We start from the raw sequence: 12,086 nt of genomic DNA on the forward strand, positions 1-12,086 counted from the left end.
GGCCGGGCCGGGGTAGGGGCGCGGGCCGGGTTGGCCCATGCCGCCTGCCGGGCCGCCGGGGTGGGTGAGCGGGCTGGGCTGGACGAGCGGGTGCGGCGGCGGGGGCGTGCCGTACGTCGTCGGGGCGGCGCTGCGCGGCTGCGGGATCGTCTGCGTCACGCCGGGCATGACCGCCGTGTGGCCGCCGCCGTGGTAGCCGCCGCCGGCGCCCGCGAGGGCGGGTTCGCCGGCCTCGTCCTCGGACCTGCCGCCGCGCAGCAGCCACCAGATCAGGGCCCCGCCGCCGCCGATCAGCAGGATGCCGAGCAGGTACATCGGCCAGGGGACGCCACCGCTGGGGTTGTTGTTCGAGGCCAACGCGCCGGTCGGCTGGGCGCCGCCACCGGGGAGTACGTCCGTGGCGGTGTCGACCGGCGCGGACGACTCGGGCGCCTCGGTGGTGGGCCTGGCGGAGGGCTTTCGGCTGGGCGTGGGGGACGCGCCGCCGCCCTTGACGGTCGTCGAGTGGCCGCCGGAGACGGCCGACTCGTTGAAGCCGGCCGCGGTGACGGCGAGGCGCAGCGTGGCCCGGCCGTCGGGGGCCTGCGCGGTGAACTGCAGGACCAGGTTGAGTAACAGTTCGTCCTGGTCGTTGTCGGCGCCGCGCGGCTGGAGGGTCTTGCCGTTCTGGTCGATCAGGATGCGCAGCGTGTCGTTGCCGGACGCCTCGGCGGCGCGGGTGCCGCCGCCGGCGATCGACAGGCGTACGTGCTGCGGCTGCACGCCGTCCAACTGGATGTAGAGGTAGCGGCGCACGTCGAAGTACGGCAGGCGGCGGGTCTCGTTGCGGACCACGGTCCGCAGGGTGATGCCCTGGCCGCCCGCGGTCACCGGGGACGGGACCTGCAGGTTGACGGAGATCCGGGGCTTGGCGGCGGCGGCCGGCGAGGCGGTGACGAGTGCCGCGCCGAGGCCGGCCACGAGCGCGGCGGCGACGGCGCCGACGCGAAGAAGCTGGCGATTCGCGGTCATTGGTCCCTCGCTGGAGTGGGCTGCCCAAACGAGGCTCACGGTAGCGTCGTGCCGACCGGGTGGACAACTGTGCGAGGGCAACTCCCCAACGGAGGAAGAAGGTCATAAGCTCCCCGCATGGTTCGCACCCGACGGTTGATCACGGTCGCGCTCACGACGCTGCTGCTGGCGCCGTTGGCCGCCTGCGCGGTCGAGCCGAAGGAGTGGGCGGGCACCGTGTGCGCCTCCCTGACGCCGTGGCGCAAGCAGATCGCGGAGCTCAACGCGAAGGCCCAGCAGCAGATGGCGAACGCGAAGACGCCTACGGACACGCAGAAGAACCTGGTGGCGCTGCTCGGTGGCGCGCGGGACGCGAGCGAGACGGCCCGTAGGGCGGTCGAGGAGGCGGGCGAGCCGGACGTCGACCAGGGCGAGGTGATCGCCAGGCGGTTCGTCGACTCGCTCGCCGCGGTCCGCGACGCGTACGGGCACGCGAAGGGCGACATCGAGAAGCTGTCGACAAAGGACGACCAGGACTTCTACGACGGCGTGGTCGACATCATCACGACGCTCAACCAGGAGTACGCGTCGAGCAGGCTCGACACCAGCGCGATCACCTCTCCCGAACTGTCGAAAGCGTTCGACGAGATCCCGGAATGTCGCTGATCCGACAGCTCTCCCTCTTCGGAGTCGAGGCCCACCGGCCGGAGCCGGCGGACCTGGTCGGGCTGCTCGCGGGCGGCGGCAGGGTGGTCCGGATGGGCGGCACCGCCCGGGTGGTGATCACGGTGGACGACCCGTGGCGCGCCGCGGTCCTCGTCCGCGAGTGCGCCCGGCGCGACCTCGCGGCCACGGTCGTGTCGACGCTCGCCCCGGTCAACCACGCGGAGCTGAGCGTGGTCGCGGTCGCGGAGTCGGCCGACGACGGCACCCCGCCGGATCCGCACGATCCGCCGAACAAACAACGCCGGCCCGCGCCGCCGCCGTCCGACGACCCGGAAACGGGTGACACGGAGCCGCCCGTCGAAAGATTCGAGGTGCGCACCGCGTACTCGACGATGCTCGTGCCGTTGGCGCGGACCTGGCTGGCCGCCGACGGCAGCAAGTCCCCACCGCGTCGGCTCCACCTCGACGGGCGCGCGCTGCGTCTGTGGGTCACCGCCGGTGGGCGGTTGGAGAACCCCGGGGTGTACGCCCTGGCGGTCGGTCCCGACGACGACGGGACCTGGCCGGTGGTGGGGCGGGCGCTGACCGGCGCGGGCCTCGGCGGCGTGTTGATCAAAGGGCGGCCGGGTGGCCCGGCCTACCGGATCTCGGGGCGCCGGCGGGTCGCGCGACTGGCCGAGATGATCGGGGATCCGCCACGCCCGTCCCCGGAAGGGCTCTGGCCGAGCTAGCCTCGATACGACGAACGGTTGGGGTAGATAGGTGAAATGTCCCGAGTGCCCGTATTGTGGCACTCCGACCCCCAGGAACGGCGCGTGGCGGTGGTCACGCTTGACCGTACGTGTACCGTTTGACAACCGTCAGGACGTCAATGCGCCCACGGTGGGGGTGGGGGCGACGTAGAAAGACCCGAGGGAGTAGCGGGTGCCGAAAGCGCAGGAGACGGCCACACCGGTGGGCACGCGTCTCGTCATCGTCGAGTCGCCGGCCAAGGCGAAGACGATCTCGGGCTACCTGGGCCCGGGGTACGTCGTGGAGGCGAGCTACGGCCACGTGCGCGACCTGCCCCGCAACGCCGCCGACGTGCCCGCCAAGTACAAGGGCGAGGCGTGGGCGCGGCTCGGCGTGGACGTCGACAACGACTTCACCGCGCTCTACGTCGTGAGCGCCGACCGCTCCAAGCAGGTCGCCAAGCTGAAGGCGCTGGCCAAGGAGGCCGACGAGCTCCTGCTCGCCACGGACGAGGACCGCGAGGGCGAGGCCATCGCCTGGCACCTCCTGGAGACCCTCAAGCCGAAGATCCCGATCAAGCGGATGGTCTTCCACGAGATCACCAAGTCGGCGATCCAGCAGGCCGTGGCCAACCCGCGCGCCATCGACCAGTCCCTGGTCGACGCGCAGGAGGCGCGCCGCAAGCTCGACCGCCTGTACGGCTACGAGGTCTCGCCGGTGCTGTGGAAGAAGGTCATGCCGAAGCTCTCGGCGGGCCGGGTGCAGTCCGTGGCGACCCGCATCGTCGTGGAGCGCGAGCGCCAGCGCATGGCGTTCCGCAGCGCCGAGTACTGGGACATCCTGGCGACCCTCGCGGTGCAGCACGCGGGCGACGGGCCGCGCACGTTCGCCGCCACGCTCATCGCGCTCGACGGCGACCGCGTCGCCTCCGGCCGCGACTTCGTGCCGACCACCGGCCAGATCGCGCCCAACGCCGGGGTGGTGCACCTCGACGAGGGCGCCGCCCGGGGCCTGGCCGCGCGCCTGGAGGGGCGGCCGTTCAAGGTCACCCGCGTCGAGGAGAAGCCGTACCGGCGCAAGCCGTACGCCCCGTTCATCACCTCCACGCTGCAGCAGGAGGCGGCCCGCAAGCTGCGCTTCTCGTCGGCCCAGACGATGCGCACCGCCCAGCGGCTGTACGAGAACGGCTACATCACGTACATGCGTACCGACTCGGTGAACCTGTCGGAGACCGCGATCGCCGCGGCCCGCAGCCAGATCGCCGAGCTGTTCGGGGACCGGTTCGTGCCGCCGCAGCCGCGCCGCTACACCGGCAAGGTGAAGAACGCGCAGGAGGCGCACGAGGCGATCCGCCCCGCCGGCGACACGTTCCGCACGCCCGGCGAGCTCGCCAACGAGCTGTCCACTGAGGAGTTCCGGCTCTACGAGCTGATCTGGCGGCGCACCATCGCCTCCCAGATGACCGACGCGGTCGGCTTCTCGGTGTCGGTCCGGGTGCGCGCCGTGACGGCCGGCGGCGAGGAGTGCGACTTCGGCGCCTCCGGCAAGACCATCACGGACCCGGGCTTCCTCAAGGCGTACGTCGAGTCGTCCGACGACGAGGCCGCCGAGGCGGAGGACGCCGAGCGCCGGCTGCCGGTCCTGGTCAAGGACCAGCCGCTGACCGCCGACGCGCTGGAGCCCACCGGGCACACCACCCAGCCGCCGGCCCGCTACACGGAGGCGTCACTGGTCAAGGCGCTGGAGGAGCTCGGCATCGGGCGCCCGTCCACGTACGCCTCGATCATGGGCACCATCCAGGACCGTGGGTACGTGTTCAAGCGCGGTCAGGCGCTCATCCCGTCGTTCCTGGCGTTCGCCGTGTCGAACCTGCTGGAGCAGCACTTCCCGCGCCTGGTCGACTATGACTTCACGGCCGCGATGGAGAACGAGCTCGACGAGATCGCCGGCGGCGACGCGGCGGCCGTGGACTTCCTGCGCGCGTTCTACTTCGGCGACGTCACGTCGAAGATGGGCCTCATCGCCCAGGGCGGCGGCCTCAAGAAGATGGTCACCGAGAACCTTGGCGACATCGACGCGCGCGGGGTCAACTCGATCCCGCTGTTCCGCGACGACGCCGGCCGTGACGTGGTCGTCCGCGTCGGCCGCTACGGCCCGTACGTGCAGCGCACGCTGCCCGGCGAGGCGGCCGCCGAGGAGGGCGACCGCGTGTCGCTGCCCGACGGCATCGCGCCCGACGAGCTGACCCCCGAGAAGGTCGAGGAGCTGCTGCTCGGCGGCGGCGGCGAGCGCAAGCTCGGCGAGCACCCCGAGACCGGGGAGCCGATCGTCGTGAAGTCCGGCCGGTACGGACCGTACGTGTCCTCGGGCGAGCGCAACTCGTCGCTGCTCAAGACCCAGGCGCCGGACACCGTGACGCTGGCGGAGGCGCTGCGCCTGCTCACGCTGCCGCGCGTGGTGGGCGTCGATGCCGAGGGCGCGGAGATCGTGGCCGCCGCGGGCCGCTACGGGCCGTACATCAAGCGGGGTGACGACTTCCGGTCGCTGGAGACCGAGGAGCAGATGTTCACCGTCACGCTCGACGAGGCGTTGGCGCTGCTCGCGGCCCCGAAGACCCGCCAGCGCCGGGCGGCGGCCGCCCCGCTGCGGGAGATGGGCAACGACCCGCTGACCGAGAAGCCGCTGGTCATCAAGGACGGCCGGTTCGGGCCGTACGTCACCGACGGGGAGACGAACGCGTCGCTGCGGCGCGGGCAGACCGTCGAGGCGATCACCCTCGAGCAGGCCAGCGAGATGCTCGCCGACAAGCGCGCCAACCCGTCGACGAAGAAGGCCGCCAAGAAGGCCGCGCCCGCGAAGAAGGCGGCCCCCGCGAAGGCCACAGCTGCCAAAAAAACGACCGCGAAGAAGGCGACGACCAAGGCGACCGGCACGGCGAAGAAGGCCGCCCCGAAGAAGGCCGCCCCGCGGAAGGCCACCACGGCGGGCGAGTGACCCGTCCCGCCATGGGGTTTCAGGTTCTGGCGCCATAGGGCTGGTATCGCGTCCCGCATTCCAGCCCTATGGCGCCAAAGGCCTCTCCGTAGGGGCGCTAGCGCAGCGCGTCGCGGGCGTCGCGGGCGGCGTCCTTGACGTGCTCGCCGGCCTGCTTGGCGTTCGCCTTGGCCTGGTCGCCCACACCCTCCGCCTGGAGGCTCTCGTTGTCGGTCATGTCGCCGACCCGCTCCTTGGCCTTGCCCTTGAGCTCTTCGGCCTCATTCTTGATCTTGTCACCGAGCGACATCGCGACCTCCTCGTCGTTGTCTTCGCTATGTGACCTGCCCAGCGGGGCGGGGGTTAAACGCCGAAGGGGCGGCGACCCGCACGGGTCGCCGCCCCTTTCGCGCCGGGTGCTACTCGTAGCGCCGGGAGTCCGGCGCCGTGACCGCGTCCCGGACGTCGCCCGCGGCGTCCTTGACGTGCTCGCCGGCCTGCTTGGCGTTCGCCTTGGCCTGGTCGGCCACGCCCTCGGCCTGGAGGCTCTCGTTGTCCGTCCAGTCGCCGATCTTCTCCTTGACCTTGCCCTTGAACTCCTCGGCCTCGTTTTCGATCTTGTCAGCAAACGACATCGCGACCTCCTAGTTCACTCTGCGCAACTTCGCTGCCAGTGACGTGCCCGGGCCGCCGGGAGGCCAAACGTGGGGTCACCCGCCGAAGACCCGCTCGGTGTAGTCGTTGGCGAAGGCCCGGCCCGGGTCGAGCCGGTCGCGGACCGCGAGAAAATCATCAAACCGGGGGTACGCCGCCCGCAGCGACGCCGCGTCGCGGTAGTGCATCTTGCCCCAGTGCGGCCGGCCGTCCAGCGCCGCGCAGACCGCCTCGAAGCCCCGGAAGTACTCCTCGTAGGGCATGCCGACGAACTGGTGGATGGCCACGTACGCGTTCTCGCGCCCGTACCCGTGGGACAGCCAGATGTCGTCGGCGGCCGTGAACCGCACCTCGGCCGGGAACGTGATCCGGTACGGCAGGGAGTCGATCACCCGCCGCAGGCCGGCGAAGGCCTCCGGCAGCGCGGCGCGCGGGATCCCGTACTCCATCTCCACGAAACGGACCCGGCGGGAGGTCACGAAGACCTCGTGCGACACACCCGTGTACTCGCGCGGGCTGAGCGCCCGCGCCGAGATCGCGTTGATCGTGGGGATGACGGCGGGGACGGCCCGGCCGAGCCGGCACGCGCCCGCGAACACCCGGTTGGCGAGCAGGTCGTCGTCGAGCCAGCGGCGCCACCCGGGCAGCGGCGCGTCCGAGACCGCCACCCGGTTGTTGACCTTGGTCTGGGTCCGCTCGGTGTACGGGAACCAGAAGAACTCGAAGTGCTCGTTGGTCCCGACGTACTCGTCGAGCCCCGATAGGACGTCAGCGAGCGGCGTGGGCCGTTCCCGGGCCCGCAGTGTGAACGCGGGCGCGCAGCTCAGCGTCACCTCGGTGATGACGCCGAGCGCGCCGACGCCGACCCGGGCGGCCGCGAAGACGTCGGCGTTCTCGGTCGGGGAGCAGCGCAGCCGGGTGCCGTCGGCGGTGACCAGCTCCAGGGCGGCGACGAAGGTGGACAGGCAGCCGTACCCGGCGCCGGTGCCGTGGGTGCCCGTGGCGAGCGCGCCCGAGATCGTCTGCGCGTCGATGTCGCCCAGGTTGGGCAGGGCCAGCCCGAGGCCGGCCAGGGCGGCGTTGAGCTGCCGCAGCGTGGTGCCGGCCCGGACGGTCACCAGCCCGCTGCCGGCATCGGCCGCGACGACCCCGGCGAGCCCGCCCAGCTCCAGCCGGAGGCCCGAGGTGGCGGCCGCGGCGGTGAACGAGTGGCCGGACCCGACGGCCTTGACGGTATGCCCGGCGGCGACCGCCTTGGTGATCGCGTCGGCGACCTCGTCGGTGCTGTTGGGCCGGGCCACCTCGGCGCTAATTGTCTGCTCGTTGCCGGCCCAGTTCCGCCACACGGGAGTGGTGAGGGTACTCATGACGTGATTTCCTCTCGCACATCGCGGGTCGCCGCGAAAGATCTCGTGACTCTCCGCAACAATGTCACTACAACTCGCCCTACCTGCGGAAAGCTGTGACACCAGATGGGGCATGATTGATGCCGCGCGACGATAGGGGGGCGACGGTGTGCCCGAAACTGATGATGATGAGGAGGTCACGCCGGTGGTGATGCAGACCAGCGCGGCGCCGGCGGGTCCGCTGCGTCGGATGCCCGTGCAGGGGCGAAGCCTCGCGCGAGTGCACCGGATGCTCGATGCCTGCGCCGAACTCGTCGACCAGGTCGGCTATGACGGCCTGACGACCACGCTCCTCGCGGAGCGTGCCGGGGTGGCGATCGGCTCGGTCTACCAGTTCTTCCCTGATAAACGCGCGATTGTCCAGGCGCTCACGCTGCGTAATCTTGACGCGTATCTTGATCGGCTCTCCAAGCGGATCACCGACGGCCAGTTGCACAACTGGTGGGACGCGGTCGACGCGGCGATCGAGGAGTACATCGCCATGCACCGGCACGTGCCGGGCTTCCGCACCCTGCACTTCGGCGACGTCGTCGACGTGCACCTGCTCGACGAGGAACGCGACAACAACGTCGTCATCGTCGACCGGCTGGGCAGCCTGCTCGTGGAGCACTTCGGGCTGCCGGACGAGCCGCGCCTGCGGTTCAACCTGGCCATCGCGGTGGAGATCGCCGACGGCCTGATCAAGTACGCCTTCCGGCGCGACCCCGAGGGCGACGAGTTGGTGCTCGCCGAGGCCAAGAGCCTCATCCGCGAGTACCTGCACCGCCACGTCGACTCCGTCTGACGCCGGCTAGAGGAATGCGGGCGCGCGCTCACCACGATAGGTGAGCGCCACGTCCTCGATGGTGTCGCCGCGCACCAGCTGCAGCGCGTCGAGGTGCTCGCACACCTCGCCCGCCTTGGCGTGCCGGAACCACACCCGGTCACCGATCCGCAGGCCCGCGGCCGCGGATCCGGCCAGCGGCGTCTGCACCTCGCCGGCACCCTCGGTGCCGAGCAGGTGCAGGCCCGCCGGCAGCCACGGCTCGGGCAGCCGGTCGGCGCCGGCCGCGCCCGAGGCGATCCAGCCGCCACCGTGCACGGTGGCGATGTCCGGGGTGGGGCGGCGGACCACGGAGGTCGCGAAGAACGCCGCCGGCGTGGGCTGCCAGGCGCGGTAGGCGTCGAAGAGCACCGGACCGTACAGGCCGGAGCCCGAGGTCAGCTCGGTCACCGACGGGTCGGTCGTGGTCGTGGCGAGGCTGCCCGTGCCGCCGCCGTTGACGAACTCCAGGTCGGCGTACCGGCGCACGGCGGCGACGGCGGCCGTACGCCGGCCGATCAGCTCCCGCAGCGAGCGGGCCTGGATCCTGCGCAGCGCGGCACCCCGGACGGGGTGCCCCGGCGGGGCGTCGCCCATGCCGGCGATCTGCGCCTCGTACGCCATGAGGCCGACCAGCCGGAATCCGGGCCGGGCGGCGATCGCCGCGGCCAGGGCGCCGGTCTGTTCCGGCCTGTGCAACGGCGACCGCCGGACGCCGATGTGCAGCCGGCCGCCGAGCAGCTTCCACGAGGCGTCCAGGTCGATGCAGACGCGCAGGGGTTCGCGCTGGTCGGGTGCCGTGACGGCGTCGACGAAGTCGAGCTGGTCGACGCTGTCGACCATGAGCGTGATGGCGGCGGCGAGCTCGGGGCTGGCGGCCACCTTGGCGACGGCCGTTCGATCGACGGTCGGGTATCCGACGAGGATGTCGTCGCTCACCCCGCCCTCGGCGAGCCAGATCGCCTCGGTCAGCGCGTACGCCATGACGCCCCGCCAGCCGGGCCTCGCGAGCACCCGTCGCAGCAGCTCACGGCTCCGCACGGACTTGCTCGCCACCCGGACGGGCTTGCCGCCGGCCCGCCCGATCAGGGCGGTGGCGTTGGCGTCGAAGGCGTCGAGATCGACCACGCCGAACGGCGGATCGAGGCGCGCGGTGGCCGCGTCGAGGCGGTCGCGGAGGTCGCTCCGCTCGGCCGCGTAACGGGGGTGAGCTGGGGGCACATGTGAACGGTAGCCGGCCGGGAGGCAAACGCGAAAGAGTTTCGCCTACGTTTGTCACGCACCGCATCCCCGAGTCAGCTCAGGGTACGCGGCCGGGGTCCGATCAGGGCCGCGCGGAAGTACGCCTGACCAGTAGTGGGACTACAGTGAACCGGATGGGGCGGGTGCCCCGCACGCGCTCACCGGGCCGGGCCCGCCGGAGCTCACGGGGGAGGGATCACCATCGCCACGAACGCGACCACCGCGGACGACTCGGGGTTCGGGACCGTCCTGCGGATCCGGCCGTTCCGGCGGCTGTGGCTCGTGCTCGGGGTCGCCTCGCTGGGCGACTGGCTCGGCCTGCTGGCCACGTCGATCTTCGCCTCGCAGCAGGTCGAGAACCCGGCCGCGAAGGGCGCGGCGTTCGGCGGTGTGATCGCCGTCCGGCTGCTGCCCGCGCTGGTCCTCGGTCCGATCGCGGGCGTGCTGGCCGACCGGTTCGACCGCCGGTACACCATGGTGGTCTGCGACCTGATCCGGTTCGTGTTCCTGCTGTCGATCCCGCTCTTCAGCGTGATGTCCGACAACGGCGCGCTGGTCATCGCGTGGATCTCGATCGCCACGTTCCTCGTCGAGGCCGTCACCATGGCGTGGCTGCCGGCCAAGGACGCGGCGGTGCCCAACCTGCTGACCCGCACCCAGCTGGAGACCGCCAACCAGCTCACCCTCGCCACCACGTACGGCGTCACGCCCGTGCTCGGCGCGCTGCTGCTGGCCGGCTTCACCAAGGCGCTCGCCGGCGTCCACGTGGCCACCGGCCAGTCGTTCCTCGACCCCACCACCTTCTCGCTGTACTTCCTGGCCTTCACCCGGCTGGCCACGGCCGGCGTGGTGTTCTTCGGCATCCGGGAGATCAGCGGCCACGGCAGCCGCCGCGGTGAGAAGGCCCCCGGCGTGTTCCGCGAGTTCGTCGACGGCTGGAAGTACGTGGGCGGCACGCCCCTCGTGCGCGGCCTCGTCCTGGGCATCCTCGCCGCCTTCGCGGGCGGCGGCATGGTGGTCGGCGCCGCCAACTTCTACGCCATCTCGCTCGGCGGCGGCGAGTCCACGTTCTACATCCTCTTCGCGATGATCTTCGTCGGTCTGGCGGTCGGCATCGTCGCGGGCCCGAAGCTCATCGGCGCGCTGTCGCGGCGGCGCTGGTTCGGCATGTCGATCGTGCTCGCGGGCATCTCCACCGGGCTGCTCACGTTCGCCTGGCACCTGTCCGTGGCGATCGTCTTCGTCCTGTTCGTCGGCGTCGCCGCCGGCATGGCGTTCCTGGCCGGCACCACCCTGCTGGGCGGCGAGGTGGCCGACGAGGTGCGCGGGCGCGTGTTCGCCTTCGTCAACATGGCGACCCGCGTCGTGCTGATGCTCGCGATCTCCCTGTCCAGCGTCCTGGTGGGCCTGGGCAGCGTGCGCAAGATCAATATCTTCGGGTACGGGTTCGACCTGTCCACCACCCGGATCCTGCTGCTCGCCTCCGGGGTGGTCGGCGTGCTCGCCGGCGTGGCCGCCTTCCGCCAGATGGACGACAAGCCGGGCGTGCCCGTCTGGCGCGACCTCATCGGCTCGCTGCGCGGGCGCCCGCTCGGCGTTCCCGAGCCGGCCCACGGCCGGGGCCTGTTCGTCGTCTTCGAGGGCGGCGAGGGCGCCGGCAAGAGCACGCAGGTCGGCCTGCTCGCCGAGGCCCTGCGCGGCGAGGGCCGCGCGGTCCTGGTGACCCGTGAGCCCGGCGCCACCGACGTCGGCGTACGCATCCGCGAGCTCGTTCTCGACCCGACCGCGACCGGCGGCCCGGCCGGGGCGACGCTCGGCCCGCGCGCCGAGGCCCTGCTCTACGCCGCCGACCGGGCCCACCACGTGGCGAGCCTGGTCCGCCCGGCGCTCACCCGCGGCGAGGTCGTGATCAGCGACCGGTACGTCGACTCCTCGCTCGCCTACCAGGGCGCCGGCCGGACGTTGCCGGTTGACGAGGTGGCCTGGCTGTCCGACTGGGCCACCGGCGGCCTGGTGCCCGACCTGGTCGTCCTGCTCGACGTCGAGCCCGTCGTGGGGCTGGCCCGGGCCGGCAGCCGGGGCGGCAGCGCCGACCGGCTCGAGTCCGAGGCCCTCCCCTTCCACGAGCGGGTACGCACCGGCTTCCTGCGCCGGGCGGGCGCCGACCCGGCGCGTTACCTGGTCGTCGACGCGACCGGCGCCCCGGACGACATCGCCGAACGGATCCTCGACCGGGTGCGGCGGCTACTGCCGCCCGTGCCGGCCGGATCGGCCGACGAGCGGGGCCCGCACGGCGCCGCCCAGCCGACCCCCGGCGTGGCAGAGCCCGCCCCGGACGCGGTTGCGCCGACTCCGGACGGGGTCGGGCCGGCCCCGGACGCGGCTGGGCAGGCCCCGGGCGCGGCCGTGCCGGTCCGTGACGCGGGCGAGCCCGGGCGGGACGCCGCGAACGGGCGGGTCGTCGCGGTGCCCGGCGTGGCATTCGACTCGGGGGCGGCCCGGCCATGACGGCGCTCGCCACCCATCCGCCCGTGTTCGCCGACCTTGTCGGCCAGGCCGAGGCCGTGGCGACGCTCGCGGCCGCCGCCGGGGGCGGCGCCGCCGTGGTGCGCGGCGACGCG

Annotated in this window: 9 protein-coding genes and 1 pseudogene; 5 read left to right on the forward strand and 5 right to left on the reverse strand. The window is 72.4% G+C overall.

Annotated elements, in window-relative coordinates; all coding sequences use genetic code 11:
• Positions 1-1,011: pseudogene (locus ABD211_RS19195) on the reverse strand (hypothetical protein); the annotation flags it as partial.
• Between the two features lie 117 nt (positions 1,012-1,128).
• Between ABD211_RS19195 and ABD211_RS19200 the strand changes: the two are divergent.
• The 3 genes from ABD211_RS19200 (at position 1,129) to topA (ending at position 5,382) form a co-directional block, all read left to right on the forward strand.
• A complete protein-coding gene (locus tag ABD211_RS19200; RefSeq protein WP_344133517.1) occupies positions 1,129-1,656 on the forward strand; it encodes a hypothetical protein in 528 nt (175 codons plus the stop codon).
• Positions 1,647-2,387, forward strand: coding sequence for a hypothetical protein (locus tag ABD211_RS19205; RefSeq protein WP_344133520.1), 741 nt, complete (start codon positions 1,647-1,649; stop codon positions 2,385-2,387). The genes ABD211_RS19200 and ABD211_RS19205 overlap by 10 nt, the downstream gene beginning before the upstream one ends.
• Positions 2,388-2,580: 193 nt before the next feature.
• Positions 2,581-5,382 carry a type I DNA topoisomerase gene (gene topA / locus ABD211_RS19210; RefSeq protein ID WP_344133522.1) on the forward strand — a complete coding sequence of 934 codons (2,802 nt, stop codon included), beginning with the start codon at positions 2,581-2,583 and terminating at the stop codon, positions 5,380-5,382.
• A gap of 97 nt (positions 5,383-5,479) precedes the next feature.
• Here the strand turns inward: topA and ABD211_RS19215 are convergent, their stop codons facing one another.
• The 3 genes from ABD211_RS19215 to ABD211_RS19225 form a co-directional block, all read right to left on the reverse strand.
• Positions 5,480-5,671, reverse strand: coding sequence for a CsbD family protein (locus ABD211_RS19215; protein ID WP_344133525.1), 192 nt, complete (start codon positions 5,669-5,671; stop codon positions 5,480-5,482).
• A 109-nt stretch (positions 5,672-5,780) separates the two neighbouring features.
• Positions 5,781-5,996 carry a CsbD family protein gene (locus ABD211_RS19220; RefSeq protein ID WP_344133528.1) on the reverse strand — a complete coding sequence of 72 codons (216 nt, stop codon included), beginning with the start codon at positions 5,994-5,996 and terminating at the stop codon, positions 5,781-5,783.
• A gap of 75 nt (positions 5,997-6,071) precedes the next feature.
• Complete coding sequence (locus ABD211_RS19225) at positions 6,072-7,382, reverse strand: D-arabinono-1,4-lactone oxidase (RefSeq protein ID WP_344133531.1); 1,311 nt, start codon at positions 7,380-7,382, stop codon at positions 6,072-6,074.
• Between the two features lie 268 nt (positions 7,383-7,650).
• Here ABD211_RS19225 and ABD211_RS19230 point away from each other — a divergent pair, with 268 nt between their 5' ends.
• Positions 7,651-8,205: a TetR/AcrR family transcriptional regulator gene (locus ABD211_RS19230; RefSeq protein ID WP_344133540.1), complete on the forward strand. Its 555-nt coding sequence runs from the start codon at positions 7,651-7,653 to the stop codon at positions 8,203-8,205.
• Positions 8,206-8,211: 6 nt separating this feature from the next.
• Here ABD211_RS19230 and ABD211_RS19235 read toward each other — a convergent pair whose 3' ends face one another.
• Positions 8,212-9,444 (reverse strand): amino acid deaminase/aldolase, encoded by a 1,233-nt coding sequence (locus ABD211_RS19235; RefSeq protein WP_344133534.1) that lies wholly within the window; start codon positions 9,442-9,444, stop codon positions 8,212-8,214.
• A gap of 303 nt (positions 9,445-9,747) precedes the next feature.
• On the opposite strand from ABD211_RS19235, the gene tmk reads away from it, so the two are divergent.
• A complete protein-coding gene (tmk, locus tag ABD211_RS19240; protein WP_344133537.1) occupies positions 9,748-11,973 on the forward strand; it encodes a dTMP kinase in 2,226 nt (741 codons plus the stop codon).
• Positions 11,974-12,086: the final 113 nt, after the last annotated feature.

The organism is Luedemannella flava (genome assembly GCF_039528515.1).
GTDB lineage: Bacteria > Actinomycetota > Actinomycetes > Mycobacteriales > Micromonosporaceae > Luedemannella > Luedemannella flava.

Excerpts from the sequence above, each read along its gene's own strand:
- ABD211_RS19200 (WP_344133517.1), top strand. The coding sequence starts at position 1,129 with ATGGTTCGCACCCGACGGTTGATCACGGTCGCGCTCACGACGCTGCTG.
- ABD211_RS19205 (WP_344133520.1), top strand. The coding sequence starts at position 1,647 with ATGTCGCTGATCCGACAGCTCTCCCTCTTCGGAGTCGAGGCCCACCGG.
- ABD211_RS19215 (WP_344133525.1), bottom strand. The coding sequence starts at position 5,671 with ATGTCGCTCGGTGACAAGATCAAGAATGAGGCCGAAGAGCTCAAGGGC.
- ABD211_RS19220 (WP_344133528.1), bottom strand. The coding sequence starts at position 5,996 with ATGTCGTTTGCTGACAAGATCGAAAACGAGGCCGAGGAGTTCAAGGGC.
- ABD211_RS19225 (WP_344133531.1), bottom strand. The coding sequence starts at position 7,382 with ATGAGTACCCTCACCACTCCCGTGTGGCGGAACTGGGCCGGCAACGAG.
- ABD211_RS19230 (WP_344133540.1), top strand. The coding sequence starts at position 7,651 with ATGCTCGATGCCTGCGCCGAACTCGTCGACCAGGTCGGCTATGACGGC.